Source organism: Acinetobacter sp. NIOH-H-8, from assembly GCF_046635365.1.
Lineage (GTDB): Bacteria > Pseudomonadota > Gammaproteobacteria > Pseudomonadales > Moraxellaceae > Acinetobacter.
In genome coordinates this window covers 1-17511 of record NZ_JBHDVN010000056.1, presented here as the reverse complement: position 1 = coordinate 17511, position 17511 = coordinate 1, and the positions used below count along the sequence as shown (strand labels likewise).

The 17511-nt window shown below is 43.8% G+C and carries 16 protein-coding genes; 7 read left to right on the top strand and 9 right to left on the bottom strand.

The window, feature by feature from the left end; genetic code table 11:
* Nucleotides 1-138: 138 nt before the first annotated feature.
* A complete protein-coding gene (locus ACEWB7_RS14815) occupies nt 139-270 on the bottom strand; it encodes a hypothetical protein (protein WP_267460441.1) in 132 nt (43 codons plus the stop codon).
* A gap of 189 nt (nt 271-459) precedes the next feature.
* Between ACEWB7_RS14815 and ACEWB7_RS14810 the strand changes: the two genes are divergently transcribed.
* On the top strand, nt 460-1269 hold the full coding sequence (locus ACEWB7_RS14810) for a lysophospholipid acyltransferase family protein (RefSeq protein ID WP_312309482.1): 810 nt from the start codon (nt 460-462) through the stop codon (nt 1267-1269).
* A gap of 35 nt (nt 1270-1304) precedes the next feature.
* Here the strand turns inward: ACEWB7_RS14810 and ACEWB7_RS14805 are convergent, their stop codons facing one another.
* Entirely contained in the window at nt 1305-2939 is a 1635-nt protein-coding gene (locus ACEWB7_RS14805; protein WP_312309483.1) for a phospholipase D family protein, read from the bottom strand.
* Nucleotides 2940-3040: 101 nt separating this feature from the next.
* Here ACEWB7_RS14805 and ACEWB7_RS14800 point away from each other — a divergent pair, with 101 nt between their 5' ends.
* A complete protein-coding gene (locus tag ACEWB7_RS14800) occupies nt 3041-4051 on the top strand; it encodes a metallophosphoesterase (protein ID WP_034704127.1) in 1011 nt (336 codons plus the stop codon).
* A gap of 22 nt (nt 4052-4073) precedes the next feature.
* Here ACEWB7_RS14800 and ACEWB7_RS14795 read toward each other — a convergent pair whose 3' ends face one another.
* The 3 genes from ACEWB7_RS14795 to trhA all read right to left on the bottom strand — a co-directional run bounded on the left by ACEWB7_RS14795 (nt 4074) and on the right by trhA (nt 6737).
* Nucleotides 4074-4487, bottom strand: coding sequence for a hypothetical protein (locus tag ACEWB7_RS14795; protein WP_208462565.1), 414 nt, complete (start codon nt 4485-4487; stop codon nt 4074-4076).
* 146 nt (nt 4488-4633) lie between these two features.
* Entirely contained in the window at nt 4634-5950 is a 1317-nt protein-coding gene (locus tag ACEWB7_RS14790) for an MFS transporter (protein ID WP_312309484.1), read from the bottom strand.
* 142 nt (nt 5951-6092) lie between these two features.
* Nucleotides 6093-6737, bottom strand: coding sequence for a PAQR family membrane homeostasis protein TrhA (trhA, locus tag ACEWB7_RS14785; RefSeq protein WP_312309485.1), 645 nt, complete (start codon nt 6735-6737; stop codon nt 6093-6095).
* A 102-nt stretch (nt 6738-6839) separates the two neighbouring features.
* Here trhA and ACEWB7_RS14780 point away from each other — a divergent pair, with 102 nt between their 5' ends.
* Together ACEWB7_RS14780 and ACEWB7_RS14775 are read left to right on the top strand one after the other, a co-directional pair.
* On the top strand, nt 6840-8060 hold the full coding sequence (locus ACEWB7_RS14780) for an SAM-dependent methyltransferase (protein WP_312316785.1): 1221 nt from the start codon (nt 6840-6842) through the stop codon (nt 8058-8060).
* Nucleotides 8054-8491, top strand: coding sequence for a GNAT family N-acetyltransferase (locus ACEWB7_RS14775; protein WP_312309489.1), 438 nt, complete (start codon nt 8054-8056; stop codon nt 8489-8491). Before ACEWB7_RS14780 ends, ACEWB7_RS14775 begins: the two co-directional genes overlap by 7 nt.
* 53 nt (nt 8492-8544) lie before the next feature.
* On the opposite strand, the gene ACEWB7_RS14770 is transcribed toward ACEWB7_RS14775, so the two are convergent.
* The 4 genes from ACEWB7_RS14770 to ACEWB7_RS14755 form a co-directional block, all read right to left on the bottom strand.
* Complete coding sequence (locus tag ACEWB7_RS14770; RefSeq protein ID WP_312309490.1) at nt 8545-8898, bottom strand: hypothetical protein; 354 nt, start codon at nt 8896-8898, stop codon at nt 8545-8547.
* A 166-nt stretch (nt 8899-9064) separates the two neighbouring features.
* The gene (locus tag ACEWB7_RS14765) at nt 9065-11197 is read right to left on the bottom strand and encodes a 3-hydroxyacyl-CoA dehydrogenase NAD-binding domain-containing protein (RefSeq protein ID WP_312309492.1); all 2133 of its coding nucleotides are present in this window, start codon (nt 11195-11197) and stop codon (nt 9065-9067) included.
* Nucleotides 11198-11207: 10 nt separating this feature from the next.
* Entirely contained in the window at nt 11208-12413 is a 1206-nt protein-coding gene (locus ACEWB7_RS14760; RefSeq protein ID WP_104425789.1) for an acetyl-CoA C-acetyltransferase, read from the bottom strand.
* 223 nt (nt 12414-12636) lie between these two features.
* Nucleotides 12637-13647 (bottom strand): AraC family transcriptional regulator, encoded by a 1011-nt coding sequence (locus tag ACEWB7_RS14755; protein ID WP_004785199.1) that lies wholly within the window; start codon nt 13645-13647, stop codon nt 12637-12639.
* A 213-nt stretch (nt 13648-13860) separates the two neighbouring features.
* Between ACEWB7_RS14755 and ACEWB7_RS14750 the strand changes: the two genes are divergently transcribed.
* The 3 genes from ACEWB7_RS14750 (at nt 13861) to ACEWB7_RS14740 (ending at nt 17333) form a co-directional block, all read left to right on the top strand.
* Entirely contained in the window at nt 13861-14985 is a 1125-nt protein-coding gene (locus tag ACEWB7_RS14750) for a CaiB/BaiF CoA-transferase family protein (RefSeq protein ID WP_312309497.1), read from the top strand.
* Between the two features lie 226 nt (nt 14986-15211).
* Nucleotides 15212-16855 carry a nitrite/sulfite reductase gene (locus tag ACEWB7_RS14745; RefSeq protein WP_312309498.1) on the top strand — a complete coding sequence of 548 codons (1644 nt, stop codon included), beginning with the start codon at nt 15212-15214 and terminating at the stop codon, nt 16853-16855.
* Nucleotides 16848-17333 carry a DUF934 domain-containing protein gene (locus ACEWB7_RS14740; RefSeq protein ID WP_312309499.1) on the top strand — a complete coding sequence of 162 codons (486 nt, stop codon included), beginning with the start codon at nt 16848-16850 and terminating at the stop codon, nt 17331-17333. Before ACEWB7_RS14745 ends, ACEWB7_RS14740 begins: the two co-directional genes overlap by 8 nt.
* Nucleotides 17334-17511 lie beyond the last annotated feature (178 nt).

The window sequence follows — 17511 nt, the reverse complement described above, 5'->3', positions numbered from 1 at the left end:
CCCGGACTTAAATCCTATAGAAAAAATGTGGTCACGAGTAAAAATGATTCGCAATAAATTTAGAGTTAAAGATATTGATAAATTGTTTAAAGATTACTGTAATGATTTATTTAGTATTTAGCTATAGCGAGCTTTGTTTTAGAGTGCCGTGACAAACAGTTGTGCAAGTGTTACGAGCAATGCCGTACATAACAGGGTACCACCCAAGATATAGCTTAATACTTTTAAGGGCCGAATCATCTCAGCTGATTTAACTGTTTCATCTTGCATGATGAGCATCCTTTTTAATCTAGTATTTCGATTGATTTATTTTATTTAATTCATTTAATGAATTTAAATTGAAAATATAGATGTACTTGGTCGTTTTTTATTATCAATGCAAGTTGGACATGAACAGTATAAAATGAGTTTAATTCGTGGATATTCCCTGTATCTTGTTTAGGATTTAGTGATCTTTTTATGAACTCGACTGTACAAAATCAATCACCTGAGATACAAGGTTTAGCAAAATTCTTTCTTTATACAAGAAAAGCGACTTCTGCATTAGCAGCCATCAGCCAGGGATTTTATCTGGTTTACCGTCATGGTTTGTATAAAGACCCGAATAACCCGAACAATACCCGATATGTACAATATTTCTGCCGCCAGTTGTGCAAGGTATTTAATATCGAGGTTCAGGTCCATGGCGTGATTCCACGTGAGCCAGCATTATGGGTGAGCAATCATGTATCCTGGCTGGATATCGCCGTTTTGGGTTCAGGCGCGCGAGTGTTTTTTCTGGCCAAAGCTGAAATTGAAAATTGGCCAATTTTAGGCAAGCTGGCTAAAGGTGGTGGCACCTTATTTATCAAGCGTGGTTCAGGAGATTCGGTCCGAATCCGTGAACAGATTACCGGCTTCCTGAAGCAGAATATTCCAGTCCTGTTTTTTCCTGAAGCGACCACATCTGATGGACGCTCAATTAAAAAAATTTATGGACGTATTCTCGGTGCGGCGATTGAAGCGCAACGTCCGGTACAAATCTGCCTGATCTGTTATGTAAATCAGCAGGGCGAACTGGATATGGTGGCGCCTTTTATTGGGAACATCAGTTTTGCCAAACATGTACAAAATGTTCTGGAAATGCCTAAAGTAACAGCTCATCTGATGGCCTTGCCGGCAATTGCGACCGAAGGGCATACAGTAGAAAGCCTGACTGCACTAGTGCATGAAAATATGCTGGAGGGTTTGCAAAGGTTGCAAGCCAAAGTATTAAAAAAGCCTCATTAAGAGGCTTTTTTATTAGAAATACTCAGAGATATTCATTACATAAAACCTTCGATCGGGAGTATCGACAGGAATTTTATGGAGGCTTTTTGATACCATTTCATTCCTGGCTCTTTTTTAAAGGTCTTTGTTTCACCTTTGGCATTGCGGATTTTCCAGTTAATGTTCTGGTTGGCATCCAGAACCAACTTATAGGCATACTTGCTTAAGTTTTTGTCCATGGTTTCATGTACCGCACGGGCCAGATTAGGACTATTTAGCAATACGCCAATTTCAGTATTCAAATAAGCCGAACGCGGATCGAAATTAAAAGAGCCGATAAATACCTGTTTCTGATCAATGGCCATCATTTTAGCATGCAGGCTGGAACGGCTCAGGCCTTTTAAGCTGACCTTCGCTTTTTGTGCCAGCTCTTCAGTATTGGCATTCAGGTTGTCGGCATCTGGCGCGGCCAAAAACTCATAGAGCTTAACATCATTTTCTAGCAATTCCTGACGATATTTGGCATAAAAGGCATGGACCAGCGGCACGTCATTGGCCTTATAGGAATTGGTCAGTACTCGGACTTTGACATCTTCCGAAGCCAGTTTCTTGAGACGTTCTGCGCCCTGTTTTTCCGGTACAAAATAGGCTGATACGATATCTACACTTTCTTCCGGTTTTTCCAGATGCTGTAATAACTGGAAGTTCAAGTGATCTTCAGTTTTAGCCTTTGACTTGATTTTACTTGGTGGGTCTTTAACGACTTCAGCTTCTACCCAATCAAGTTGAATGTTGTGTTCCAGCCATTTATCGAAAGCCTGTGAGCGATTGGCCAGATTCAGGTAGTTCTGGATTGCAGTATCATGGCTATATTCTTCCAGCTGCTGTTTCAGGCTCGGGTAGCGTAGCGTGTGATGGCGAGGATTAACAATCTGCCGAACTGGATAGGCATAATCATCATTCCAGTATTCATCAAAAGAATGAATGATTTCATCAGAAGCGGCACCGACTAACATCACATCTACATCAGAAAACTGATAACTGTCACTGACGTTATAATACTGATTACTCATATTACGGCCGCCAATCAGAGCAATCTGGTTATCGGCAATAAAGCTTTTGTTATGCATGCGGCGGTTGATCCGTTTTAGATCCAGCAGCATATCCATGGCACGGTATTTACGGAAACGGTAGGGGTTATACAGTTTGACCTCAATATTCTGATGCTGATCCAGCGCCAGATAAATGCCTTCCATTTTCTTGGCATTGTTATCATCCATCAATAAACGGACTTTGACGCCACGGTCTGCTGCCTGAATGAGGGCATGCAAGGCCAATGCACCAATACGGTCATTGTCCCAAATGTAGTATTGGAGGTCCAGACTACGTTCTGCTTTATTAATCAGCTGGATACGTGCAGCGAGTGCTTCGAGCGGATCTGGCAGCACGTGATAACCGGTCAGGCCAATATTCTGCCGACGTAAAGGCTCAACAATCTGGGCCAGACTGGTTTGCGAGGTATCCGTTTCAAATGCCATCCGGCTAGGCTGTTCAGTTTGCGGAGGCAGCGTACTGCAAGCAGGAATGCCGAGTACCAGGCTGCAGCTCAGTAAAATGCCAGCTTTATAGCGGTAAGCTTTTGATAAGCCAGAAGGTTTTGAGTGAGCGGAAGCGTGGGGAGCATTTACCATAAACATCAAAGACTGAAAAATTTGGATTGAGTATAATTGCCAGCTATGAAAAGATAAATATAAAGCCACTAATCAGCTCCTCGACTCGACAAGGCAAATCTATGTGGGATACCAGTTCCGTACTTTTTTATTTTTATCTAGGCATGGCCATTCTTGCCGTTTGGGCAGTGTATCAGGCCTGGTCGAGTCAGTCGCGTACAGAAACCATTCATCCCTTTAAAGCGTTTTGTCACCTGCTGGCTTTCTATCTGGCGTATTTGCTGATTCCGCTGGTGTTCTTCAGTATTTATGCAGGATGGATGGGCTACTATTCGATTCATGAGTCTATTTTTATTTTCGTGATTAGTGCCGTACTCAGTTATGCACGTTTTATTGAGCCGCATTTGATTCGGGTCGAAACCACGCCTTATCAAATCAATCCTCAACAGAAGCTCAAAAAACCGGTACGGATTGCCCTGATCGCAGACTTACATATTGGTCTGTTTTCCGGACATGAACGCCAGTTAAGACAGATTGTACATAAGCTGAATCATCTGAAACCGGACTTGGTGGTGGTCGCAGGAGACTGGACCTATGAACCGGAAAATAAACTGGCTCAGGAATTAGCGGTCTTAAAGGAAATTCATGCGCCGGTATATTCGGTGACAGGAAATCATGATGAACAGTATCCTGGCCCTCCGATTCAGGAATTGCTTCGTTATGCGCTGGAAGTGAATCAGGTCATGGATATTGAAGGGCAGATTGTCGAGTTTGATGAATTCCGTCTGCTCGGGGTAGGAGATCTTTGGGCTGGAAAAACCGATATGCGTGCAATGCCGGATCTGCCTCAAGACAAACCTTGGGTGATTCTGTCGCATAATCCAGATACCGTGGATATGGTGCCGAAATTGCCCACACGGCCACTGATGCTTTCTGGACATACGCATGGCGGGCAGGTCGAGTTACCTTGGCTGACGGATTATGTGATGAAAAAGGTCTCCATTCTGGGCCATAAAAAAGGTCTATACCGGCATGAACATGCAGATGTATTTGTGACTGTGGGAACGGGTATGGTGGGCGTGCCATTTCGTTTTCGCGTACCTCCAACCATTGATATTATCGAATTGGTCTAAAAAACTGATTCATTCACTGCAGCTAAAGCAGCAACCAGAGCACAATAATAATCAGTAAAATCACGGCTGCGGTGATCCAGATTTTCTTTTCAATCTCACGGCCGGGCACACGTTTGCCGACTTGCTGTGCAGCCACCTCAGTATCTTTAGCGATACTGAGGTTAGGATGCTCTGGAACTTCCAAAGGTGTAGTTACCACTGGAATATTTTCATCTGCATCATCAGTGAACCGTGGGCCAATATTGCCTTTATTGTCTCGATTCAGCGCCAGATCATGTTCACGGACAATTTCATCAATGACCTGTATCGCCTGTGATTCATCTAAAGTTGTATGTGTCCGGATATAGCGAATGGCGTCCAGTTTTTTATCATCCTCTAGCAGAATCACAATATCTACCAGCTGTTCTTGAGTAAGTTGCTCAATAAGATCCTGCATCACTCTGCCTCATTATTCTCTGGCTTTATTTATTTGATTGTTCCCGAAATATCCGCAAAGAAGTAGCAAGTTTTTGTTGTGAAATCATAAAAAAAGCCAGCATGAACTGCTGGCTTTGATTGAGATGATTTAATCTGTCAAGATCCTTAGATCTGATTGTTTACATCATCATTTTTAGTTTCACGGATCAGCAAGAATGCAAGTAATGACAGGATAGAAGCTGCTGTGAGATAATAACCTACTGCAGACAAGCCATAAGTTGTTGCCAGTTTGGTTGCAATCAATGGCGCGAAAGATGCACCAAAAATACCTGCCAGGTTAAAGGTCAGGGCAGAACCGGTATAACGTACTGAAGTCGGGAAGATTTCAGACAATACGGTACCAATCGGGCCATAAGTTAGACCCATGATCGCTAGGCCGATACATAAGAAGAAGAACACCACCAGCGTACTGCCTGATTCAAGCATATCGGCAAAGAAGATACCGAAAATAGCAGAGACCACACATACCGCGATTGAAGTTGTCTTACGACCGAATTTTTCTGCAAGAACTGCTGAAAGTGGAATAAACGCAGCAAAGCACAGAGTTGCAATTAACTGCAACTGTAGGAATTCTTCACGTGTATAGCCGAGCTGTTTGGTACCCCATTGCAATGCGAATACAGTAGTCAGGTAGAACACTACGAATGTACAGATCGCTGCGATAGTACCCAATATCAGCATTTTAGAATGCTTTTTGAATACTTCGAAGAAGGGTACATTCACTTCTTTCTGCTTTTTCAATACGTTCTGGAATGCAGGGGTTTCATGCAGTTTCAAGCGAATCCATAGACCCATAATCACCAGTAGTGCACTAGAGATAAAGGGAATACGCCAGCCCCATTGCATGAACTCTGCTTCAGACATAAATGCGCCAAGGGTCAAGAATGAGCCTGTTGCCAGAATGAAGCCAATTGGTGCACCAAGTTGCGGGAACATACCATACCAGGCACGTTTGCCTTCTGGCGCATTTTCAGTTGCCAATAGAACCGCACCTGACCATTCACCACCCAAACCAAGGCCTTGGCCTAAACGACAAAGAGCCAGCAATAATGGCGCAGCAATACCGATTTGTGCATAAGTTGGCAATAAACCAATGGCAACGGTAGAAAGACCCATGGTCAACAAGGCCGCGACCAGTGTCGCTTTACGTCCGATCCGGTCTCCTAAGTGACCAAAGAGTGCAGCACCGATTGGACGGGCAATAAAGGCAATCGCAAAGGTTGCCAGCGACTGAATAGTCGCAGTCATAGGATCTGTACTTGTAGGGAAGAACAGATAAGGGAAAATAATAACGGCAGCTGTGGCATAAATATAGAAATCGAAGAACTCGATTGTAGTGCCCACTAAACTTGCTGTTAAAACACGAAATTTTGAATTGGTTGCTGTAATTTCTGTTACAGCGATAGAATCTGAAGACGCCATGAATAACCTTACACTTACTAAAAATAAAAAACTTAGTTTTAAAAGCGTAATCTTTTTAAAAAAGGCGTAATTTTTTAAAAAAACAACTGCAATCTTCTCGTTTCAACTCGCTCAGGGTCACTGAAATGGAGAAATGAGATGATTAAATCACGTAAAGATAGATAGACAGAAAATGTGATCCTGCGCCTATCAATACAAAAATGTGCCAGATAGCGTGGGTATATCTTACTCTTTTTAAAGCGTAAAACAATGCACCTACGGTGTATGCTAAGCCACCAATGATCAGGAAGGTTAAAGATTGAGCACTTAAGTACTGCTGCATATCGTCCATAACCAGTAGCGCCAACCATCCCATGACCAGATAAGCGACCAAAGAAAGTTTCTGGAAATGGTTGATGAAAATGAACTTGAATAGTGTTCCAAGTACAGCAATCACCCACAAGGCAATCAGTAAATACTGCGCTTTGGCTGTTGGAATCGCAATTGAAAGAAACGGGGTATAGGTACCTGCAATCAGGTAGTAAATTGCCGTATGATCAACTTTTTTATAAAAATAGCGTCGGTCAGCAGCCGTAGACATATGGTAGAGCATCGAAGCGGAAAACAGCAGAATCATGCTGAAAGCATAGACCCAAAGGCCAATCCATTGTCCGCCACTCAAATAAGAGCCTTTAATAATCAATAAAATACCGGCAATTAAAGCCAGTGCAGCACCGAGGCCATGACTAATATAATTAATCCGTTCCTCATTGTGATCATAATCTGGAACTAGGGGAGCATTCTGCATGATTGTCATTCTTGTTTAAATATACACTTGTATAATAATTCAATTTTGCTTTTAAGTTAAGAACAATTAAACTTGAGCAGCAATTCATATCAGGTTTTTCTTATGTCGACATCGACTTCTCTCTCGGTTCAGGAACAACAATTCTTGGAGGCTTTTCAGCAAGCCTTTGAAACTGATCATTTTGATCGTCTGATTTTGAGTCAGTATAAAGGTGAACTTGAACAATTGGAGAAAATGACCTTTAGAGTCATTTCGCTCAATGAGCAGAAAGTCTTGAGCTGTGTCTATCGATACAAGACTCAGGATGTCACCAAAAACTATCCTTTGCATGAAGCCCTGACTCAAGTAACGGAATTATTGGCCTATTGCAAGCAAGCTAACTTATTTACCGATCAGGAAGAATTACAGCTGAAGAAAAACAAGAAAAAGTCCATGCTGACACGAAGTAAAGTTAAACCAGTTTCTACAAAGGCAAAAGCCGAACAAGGCCATGACCGGATCAAGCAGCGCTATGTCGATCAGGACAGTGTATTTCTACAGCATTTAGGAGTTACCGATCAGCAAGGCCAGATCATTCCGAGCATGGCACGTAAGTGGAAACAGATTAATAAATTTGTCGAGATTTTCTCAGGCGCACTGGCTCAAATCCAGCCGCAGGAACAAGGATTACGTATCGTCGATTTTGGTTCAGGTAAGGGATATTTAACCTGTGCGCTGTATGACTATATGCAAAAACATGGCCAGACGCCGTATGTCACCGGCGTAGAGCTGAATCCGAAAATGGTCAAGTTCTGTCAGAATGTTGCACAGCAATCCGGTTTTAGCCAGCTGGATTTCTTCCAGGGTGATGTGCGTACCTATGAACCGGAACGTCTGGATGTAATGATCGCTCTGCATGCCTGTGATGTAGCGACCGATTTTGCGATCCATAGCGGTATTCGCCTGAATGCACAAATCATCATGTGTGCTCCATGCTGTCATAAAGAGTTAAGACCGCAATTACAGAGTCCGAAAGTGCTGTCGCCAATGTTGCAGTTTGGCATCCATGCTGGGCAGCAAGCTGAAATGTTGACGGATGCCATTCGTGCCTTATTGCTTAAGGCCTATGGTTATGAAACCAAAGTCTTTGAATTTGTGGCCCTAGAACACACCAGTAAAAATAAAATGATTCTGGCGACCAAACGGAAGGATTACGAACAGCCAGACCAGGTTGTTCTCGCTCAGATTCAGGCATTGAAAGAGATGTATGGGATTCAAAAACATTCACTGGAATTGTTATTGAATAACCAGTGGGATCAGCAGGGAATTGGTTCTAAATGCTAAACAATAAAAATCTTAAAATCATGTCAGGTAGCTGGGATGAGTTAGCCCAAGATGCCAGAGTGATACGTGAAGCCGTTTTTATTCAGGAACAGCAAATTGCTCCCGAAGATGAATGGGATGCTGAGGATGCAATCTCTACGCATTTTGTAGCTTATTTACAGGATCAACCCGTGGCGACTGCACGCTTATTAAAGAATCATAGTATTGGTCGCGTAGCTGTATTGCGGTTAGCACGTGGTACGGGCATCGGTCAAAACATTATGCAGACTGTGATTGATCAGGCCAAGGCAGAACAACGTGAATTCGTAAAGCTTTCTTCACAGGTACATGCGATTGGCTTTTATCAGAACTTGGGTTTTGACGTGCAGAGTGAAGAATATCTGGATTGTGGCATTCCACATATAGATATGTATCTCAGCTTAAAAGACTAGAAAATAAAAAAGCGAGGAAAACCTCGCTTTTTTAAATTTGATCTTGGAACTGCTTAGTGGCCATGAGTGGTATTTTCGCCATAGCTAGCATTGTCCATCTGTGCATGTTCTTCAGCAGACATATTGTGCTCTTCCGCGCTCATCTCATGAGTCTGGTGAGATGAAGAGGTAGCCTGACGAGCTTCACGGTCAGCCTGTGCTTTGGCTAAAGCTTCTGGAGACATCGCAGGTGCATTCTTAAATGCATGCTGCTGGGTATTTTCTTTCTTTTGCTGGCTTGGCATGTAGTCTGGTTCATTGCTGACCGCAAGCCAGAAAAACAACATGAATAATCCACCTAAAATACAGAAGATAATCAGTGCTTTCCAACCCCAAGGTGATTTTTCAGGTGAACTGTGATCAGTCATATGCATGTACCCATCGTGGATGTCTAACTCATGTAACTTTATAACATAAATTGCCTGGAAAGCAGATCAAAATCTGTCATTGATTGAATGCAATAGACTTCGAGAGTTTATCGCGTCGAAATAAAAAAAAAGAGGAGCTAAGCTCCTCTTTTTTTAGACTCATGTTTTAAAAATGCTGACCTTCAGCAACTTTCTGTTTGAGTAACAGTGGTGCTTTGAAACGTTCGCCATATTTATGTTCCAAGATTTCAGCACGATTCAAGGCCTTGGTTAAACCATACTGGTTCAAGAACTGTACAGCACCTCCCGTCCAGGCAGCAAAACCAATTCCAAAGATTGAACCAATATTGGCATCGACCACTGACTCCAGCACACCTTCTTCCAGACAGCGTACGGTATCCAGCGCTTGAACAAACAGGAAGCGGTCTATCATTTCCTGTTCAGAAATATCCACTTCTTTATACCAATGCTCCAAGCCAGACCACAGCTGCTTTTTGCCACCTTCAGGATAATCATAAAAACCTGCACCAGCAGCTTTGCCTTTACGGTTAAACTCATGAATCATGGTTTGAATCACGGCATCTGCATCGGTGCTTGGGCGTTCTTTGCCTTGTGCTGCCAGAGCCTTACGGGTTTCTGCAGCTACATGCTCAGAAAGTGTCAGAGAGACTTCATCTTGAATAGCAAGTGGTCCGACCGGCATACCTGCTTTCAGCGCAGCCATTTCAATACGAGCTGGATGCACCCCTTCGGCGAGCAAACGTAAACCTTCCTGTACAAAGGTGCCAAAGACACGGCTGGTAAAGAAGCCACGGCTGTCATTCACTACAATCGGTAGCTTGCCAATCTGCTGCACAAAGTCAAATGCCTTGGCCAGTGTTTCTGCTGAAGTATTTTTCCCCTTAATGATCTCGACCAGTTGCATCTTGTCGACTGGGCTAAAGAAATGCAGACCGATAAAATTCACCTGATTTTGAGAGGCTTGAGCCAAGTCACTGATGGGTAGAGTCGAGGTATTGGATGCCATTACACCATTGTATGCTAAATATTGCTCTGCTTCCTGAGTAACTTTGGCTTTGAGTTCCTGATTTTCAAATACTGCTTCAATGATCAGGTCACAGCCTTGAAAATCTGCTGCTTCTGTCGTGGTGTGAATCAGACTTAAAATCTGGTCACGTTTTTCAGCTGTTAAGCGGCCTTGAGCCACTTTTTTATCCAGTAATTTCTGGCTATACGCTTTGGCTTTTTCCGCAGCTTCGACCGAAATATCTTTCAGTACCACCTGAATGCCTTTGCTGGCAGTGACATAGGCAATACCTGCACCCATCATGCCTGCGCCCAAAATACCTACTTTAGTAGCTTTCCATGGCGCAAAGTCTTTAGGACGGCTGGCACCCGACTTGATGGCATTCATGCCATGCCAGAATGTACCGATCATGTTCTTGGAAATCTGGCCAGTGGCGAGATAGGTGAAATAACGCGACTCAATTCTCAATGCAGTATCAACATCAACCTGAGCGCCTTCAACCGCAGCGGATAAAATGGCTTCAGGAGCTGGATAGCAGCCCTTGGTTTTATCACGCAGCATCGCAGGGGCAATGGCCAGCATCTGTGCAACGGCAGACGAAGAAGGAGAGCCTCCCGGAATTTTGTAACCTTTTACATCGAAAGGCTGTTGGGATTGCGGATGTTGTTTAATCCAGGCTACAGATTTTTCAAGTAATTCATCTAGCGATTCAGCGGTGTCATGTACCAGTCCCAAAGACTTGGCTTTTTTTACGCCAAACTGTTTGCCTTCCATCAGCAAAGGTAAGGCATTTTGCAGGCCTAGCAGACGAACCATGCGGACAATACCGCCACCGCCTGGCAGCAAGCCTAAAGTGACTTCAGGTAAACCAAACTTGGTTTTGGCATCATTCAGGGCAATACGATGATGGGCACATAAAGCGATTTCCCAGCCACCCCCTAAGGCTGTGCCATTTAAAGCTGCCACTACTGGAATACCACGCGTTTCGATATAATGCAGTTTGGCTTTCATGTCTTCAATCATATTGAAGAATTCAGTGGCATGTTCAGGAGTCGCCTGAATTAACTCATCCAGATCACCGCCAGCAAAGAATGTCTTTTTAGCTGATCGGAAAATAATTCCGGCAATCTGTTCATCAGCCTGTAACTGAGCAACGACTTCTTCCAGAGCTGTACGAAAGTCGGCATTCATGGTATTGGCGGACTGGTTCGGAGAATCAAAGGTCAGAATGACAATATGATCTTCAGTTTTTTGATATTGAATTGCGCTCATGCTGATCTCCTTATACCAACTCAATAATAGTTGCGATGCCCATACCACCACCCACACACAGGGTGGCCAGTCCACGTTTCTTACCTTGACGTTCCAGTTCGTCCAATAAAGTGCCTAGAATCATGGCACCGGTCGCACCGAGTGGATGTCCCATGGCAATGGCACCCCCATTGACATTGACTTTGGCAGGATCAACTTTCATTTCATTGATAAAGCGCATCACCACAGCAGCGAAAGCTTCATTGACTTCAAACAGATCAATATCATCAATGGTGAGTCCGGCTTTGGCTAAAGCCTTACGTGCAGCCGGGGCGGGGCCAGTCAGCATAATGGTTGGATCGGCACCAACCAGCGCCGTTGCCAGTACTTTGGCGCGTGGCTTGAGATTTTGCTGTTGCACTGCCTGTTCGGAGGCAAGTAATACGATTGCTGCACCATCCACAATGCCTGAAGAATTACCCGCATGGTGTACATGGTTTACAGAGCCTACTTCCGGATATTTCTGTAGAGCGATGGCATCAAAGCCTATCTGGCCCATCGTTGCAAAACTTGGCTTTAATGCACTTAAGCCTTCTGCAGTTGTTGTCGGTTTAATGAATTCATCTTTGTCTAGAATCACGACGCCAGCTTTATCTTTCACTGGAATAATGGATTTATCAAAATAACCATTCGCTTGGGCTGCTGCCGCTTTCTTTTGTGATTGCTCGGCGAATTGATCTACATATGCACGACTATAACCATCAATGGTCGCGATCAGGTCAGCCCCGATGCCTTGTGGAATAAAATCGCAAGCCATATTGGTTTCAGGATCTAAAGCCCACGGGCCGCCATCAGAACCCATCGGAACACGAGACATGGATTCAACGCCACCCGCAACGACCAGATCTTCCCAGCCTGAACGAACTTTTTGTGCTGCCAGATTTACAGCTTCCAGGCCCGAAGCACAGAAACGGTTGATCTGAACGCCAGCCACATCATTGTCCCAGCCTGCGGCAATTGCAGCAGTTTTGGCAATGTCTGCACCCTGATCACCGATTGGAGTCACACAGCCCAGCACAATATCATCCACCTGAGATGTATCCAGGTTATGGCGTTCTTTCAGTTCATTTAAGAGCGTAGTCAGTAAACTAATTGGTTTAACTTCATGTAATGATCCGTCTTTTTTTCCCTTTCCGCGTGGCGTGCGAATGGCATCAATAATATAGGCCTCGCTCATACAATATCCTTTTCTTGCTTTACTGAAATTGTTCTAATGCTTCGAGTGTAATGATTAAATTTTGAAGTGCAATGACGAGAACGGACCAGATCATTTGAGCAATTTGGTCAGTCTTGATGAATAGAAAGCGGGCATAAAAAAGCCCAAGTCTGGAGCTTGGGCTAGGGGCTTGTAGCGCTTAATAAACGATACTTTTCAAGTATACAGTTTTATAGCAAGGTTTTTAATGGTAACCGTGTAACTGACGGTATAGACCAGGTGTTACCCCTGTCCATTTTTTGAAAGCACGGTGGAAAGTACTGGTTTCACTAAAGCCCACCTGTTGTGCCACGTCTTCCAGCGTTAAATCCGGATTCAATAACAGGTGAATCGCGGCATCGCGACGTAGCGCATCTTTCACGCCCTGATAGCTCTTGCCTTCGGCAGCCAGACGGCGACGCAGGGTTTGCGGAGACAGGTAGAGCATTGATGCGACATCGTTCAAGGTCGGCATTTCTTCACCGATCTGGCTCTTCAATACATCACGGATCCGAGAAGTCAGCGAGTTGGTATTTTTAAATTTAACGAGAAGTTGAGCAGGTGCTGCTTTCAGGAATTCTTCCAGCGTTTCTTCATTCTGGCGAATTGGCAAATCCAGATAATCTGCTGCAAAGGTAATTTCAGTACGCGGCATATCGAACTGCATCACAGGTGCAAAGAACAGCGCATCGTATTCATCTGCATGCGCAGGGCGCGGGTAGCTGAAATGTACACGTTCCAGCGGCAGACGACGTTCAATTAACCACGATGCCAGACCATGCCAGATCATCAGCATACTTTCGGTAATAAAGTGCTCCGGATCCATCGAATTTGGAATCAGGGGAACCAGACGCGCTTCATGCTTGTCACGTTCCAGTGTTACAGACCAGTCGTCACCAAAGAGTTTGTAGAATTGTGAAGAAAGCTCGAGTGCATCGCCCAGCGTTTTGGCATGAATAATCAGCTGACACATGATCGCGAAAGTGCCCAGACGACGCGGCTGTTTGTCAAAACCGACATGTTCGTCCTGAGTCACCATCCAGAGCATCTTGATAAAACGGGTATATTGTTCCGGCGAAATACGGGCCTTCGGCTGATGCAGAAGCTCGGCTTCAATCCCAACGTGAGACAATAAAGTATCGACATCCATGCCCAGGCGCTTAACGCCATATAAGGCTGCATTGACGAAATGGATACTGATCGTATCACGACTCATGTTTAATCCTTCAGTCTCTTTAATGTTCACTAATATTTGACCTAAATGACAAAAAATAAAAAATCAATGGCAATTTACAAGAATGCAATTACCATTTTCTTACATGTTAAATTGCCGAAACTATCAAGGTAAATGGCTGAACATGACATTGTTTTTGGGCATTTATGTTTTTATGATGAAGCAAAAAGCGATATAAATAGAGTAATAACTCCAATGTCATATGCATTAAAAGGTTTGAAAATATTAGATTTTTCTACATTATTAACCGGTCCATTTGCTACATTATATCTTGCAGACATGGGTGCAGAAGTTGTGCATATTGAATCACCCACTCGTCCTGATCTGGTGCGTTTAATGCCACCTTTTGCACATGGACAGGCTACAACGCATAATTATCTGAACAGAAACAAACATTCTGTCGCACTGGATTTAAAGAATCCCGAACATATTGAACAGATCAAATCCCGAATTGCAGATTATGACATTGTCGTAGAACAATTTCGTCCAGGTGTGATGCAACGGCTTGGCCTGGATTATCCAACACTCAGTGCGCTCAATCCACGCTTAATTTATTGTTCGATTACTGGTTATGGTCAAACGGGTCTATATAAAGATCGGGCAGGGCATGACATTAACTATTTGGCTTTATCTGGGATTGCCGGACATAGTGGCCGGATTGAAAGTGGACCACCGGCAATGGGAATCCAGATTGCTGATGTCGCGGGCGGTTCTATGCATGCACTGGTTGCCATTCTGGCAGCGGTGATTGAGCGGCAGAGCAGTGGTCAGGGACAATATATTGATATTTCCATGACCGATTGCGCGGCGACATTAAATAATATGGCAGCGTCTGCCAGTCTGGCGGGTAATCAGCATCAGCAGATAGAATCAGGTTACTTAAATGGCGGTACCTTTTATGACTATTATCGGACTCTGGATGCTCGCTATCTATCAATAGGCAGTTTGGAGCCTCAATTCATGCAAGGTCTGGCACAGTTGCTGGATTTGCCGATCATTCTGGAAAAAGGAACTTCTTTCGCACCTGAAGATCATGCTTTAGTGAAACAAGCGATTCGCGATAAAATCAGATCCCAACCTCTATCTCACTGGCAAGCCTTATTTTCTCAGGCAGATTTCTGTGTCGAACCTGTACTAAAGCTTGATGAAGCCCTGCATTCTGAGCTGGCGCAGCAACGTGAATGGGTGGTACAGGTGCCAGTTAAAGCGGATCAGCGGGAGCAAACCGAAGCTCAACTGGCTTGCCCGATCAAGTTTTCAAGATCAACTATGCGATATCAATTTATTGGTCAGGCTTTAGGCGAAACTAAAGAGTGGTAATTGAACGACTTTCTCGTTTTGGTTTATGAAAAAAACTGCTAAAGATTTAAAAAATAAATCATTCACGTTAAAAATCAGAGGAAGCTGACCTAAAGCTTTATATCATTGAAAGTTTGCTAGGCTTATCAATAAAATCGCTATGAAATATGTATAAAAAGCATTTTATTGATAGATTCAATGTCGTTATCCTTGCCGATGATATAATAGAAACTACTAGCTGTACGCCATGTATTTATATACTGATTTCGATCAGCAACTGATTAATGAACGTGTTGCACAGTTCCGTGACCAGACGGAACGTTATTTAGCGGGCAAATTGACGGAAGATGAATACCGTCCGCTCCGCCTTCAAAATGGTCTTTATGTACAACGTTATGCGCCAATGTTGCGCATTGCGGTACCTTATGGCCTGATGAATTCTAAACAACTTCGTAAAGTGGCTGATCTGGCGAAAGAGTATGATCGTGGCTATGCGCACGTTTCAACCCGTCAGAATATCCAGTTTAACTGGCCTGCACTAGAGAACGTGCCTGATATGCTGGCTGAACTGGCAACCGTGCAAATGCACGCGATCCAGACTTCAGGGAACTGTATCCGTAATACTACCACTGACCAGTATGCAGGTGTCGTGGCAGGTGAAATTGCAGATCCACGTCCAACTTGTGAATTGATCCGTCAATGGTCAACTTTCCACCCGGAATTTGCTTTCCTGCCACGTAAGTTCAAGATTGCGGTATCTGCGCTGGAAGAGATTGACCGTGCAGCAACTTCATTCCACGATATCGGTGTCTATATCGTGAAAAATGAAGCAGGCGAGATCGGCTATAAAATTAAAGTGGGTGGCGGCTTGGGCCGTACGCCAGTAATTGGCAGTTTTATTCGTGAATTCCTACCACGAGAAGACCTGATTGCTTATCTTGAAGCGGTACTACGTGTGTATAACCTGCACGGCCGTCGCGACAACAAATATAAAGCGCGTATCAAGATTCTGGTAAAAGCCTTAACGCCAGAAGTTTTTGCTGAAAAAGTTGAAGCCGAATTTGTACATACTGTTAAGACATTAAAGATTGATGCTGAAACACTGGCGAAAATGGATGAAAACTTCACTCCATTTGATTACCAGGATTATGCAGATGAAGACTTCACTGAACTGTTTGCCCAGTATCCGAAGTTTAAGCAATGGTTCAACATCAATACCAATGCCCATAAAGTGAAAGGTTATCGTATTGTTACGATTTCATTGAAACGTGCAGGCATTGCACCGGGTGATGTGACCACTGAGGAAATGAACCTGATTGCAGATCTTGCAGACAAGTACACCTTCGGTGAACTGCGTACGACTCACGAGCAAAATATTGCGCTGGTAGATGTACCACAAAAAGACCTGTTCGAATTGTGGCAGACGCTGGATCAGCATAACCTGGCACGTGCGCATATCGGTTTCTTGACTGACATTATCTGCTGCCCAGGTGGTGACTTTTGTTCACTCGCAAATGCGAAATCTATTCCAATTTCTGAAGCGATTTCACGCCGTTTTGATGATCTGGATACCATTTACAACTTAGGTAAACTGGACCTGAACATTTCAGGTTGTATGAATGCCTGTGGTCATCACCACGTGGGTAACATCGGTATCTTGGGTGTAGATAAAAAAGGTGCTGAATTCTATCAGATCACTTTAGGTGGTAATGCGGATCATGATGCCTCTATTGGTGACATTCTTGGGCCATCATTTGCTGCAGAAGTGGTGCCGGATATCGTAGAAGAAATTCTGAATACTTATCTTGACTTGCGTCAGGATGGTGAAGAGTTTATCGATACTTATCGTCGTGTCGGCATTCAACCATTCAAGGAGCGCGCATATGCTTAATACCGCACTACAAGTGCTCTCTAAAGATGGCACAATTGCAGATAACACTTACCAGTTAATTGGTGAAGATGGCGTATTGCCACAGGGTGATGTAGTTCTGACTGTAGAGCAGTTAGACCAGATTGCCAATATTTCTGGTAAAAAAGCATTGTACTTAACGGTTGATGCTTCACCTGAAACCAATGAATTTCCGCTTGAGCAACTTGATGCGATTTTTATTGAGTTTGCAGGTTTTAATGATGGTCGTGGTTATTCATTTGCTGCATTGCTTCGCCGTCAAGGTTTCCAGGGTGAGCTGCGTGCGACTGGTGATGTGTTCAAAGATGTTTTGAACTACATGAAGCGTTCTGGTTTCGATACTTTTGTCATTAAAGAAGGTAAGGATATTCAGGAAGCCGCTGCAGGTTTGGGTGATTTCACTAATCCGTACCAAGCTTCAACAGCAGTGCCAACACCGAATTATCAAACTGGGGCTTAATTCGCCTTCAACTAAAAAAGCCTCCATCTGGAGGCTTTTTTGTATTTAAATCTGTCCCGTCCTGAAATAAGTTTACACCTTAAGAGACTTATTTTATGGAACATGCACAAGAACAACGAGTTAAACGCACACAACGTGATTATAGCTTCGCCTTTAAAATGATGGTTGTACATAAAGT